We start from the raw sequence: 258 nt of genomic DNA on the forward strand, positions 1-258 counted from the left end.
AATCCGTTTTTTAATACTAGTATGGTCTGACTCTTCTGGCGTCTTTGCCATTTTGGCTCTTACGGGATTCAAATCCACATACGCTAAACACGCTGCCAGCGCAGCTTCATCTAACAACGCCTGTGATTTAAAACGCCCTTCCCAGAATCGCCCTGTGCAGCCATCTTCTTTATTCGCCTTGCGTGCGATATCTTCGTTAAGCGTGCGCATAAACCAGCTTATATCAGCTAGTCGTGTTCGGTACTTCTCTAAAAGTTC

Annotated in this window: 1 protein-coding gene; it reads right to left on the reverse strand. The window is 45.7% G+C overall.

From position 1 onward, the window contains the following. On the reverse strand, positions 1 to 258 hold a 258-nt coding region (locus tag N475_RS01215; RefSeq protein WP_487246438.1), incomplete at both ends, for a transposase.

Origin of the sequence: Pseudoalteromonas luteoviolacea DSM 6061 (assembly GCF_001625655.1) — a bacterium.
In the GTDB taxonomy this organism is placed as follows: Bacteria; Pseudomonadota; Gammaproteobacteria; order Enterobacterales; family Alteromonadaceae; genus Pseudoalteromonas; species Pseudoalteromonas luteoviolacea.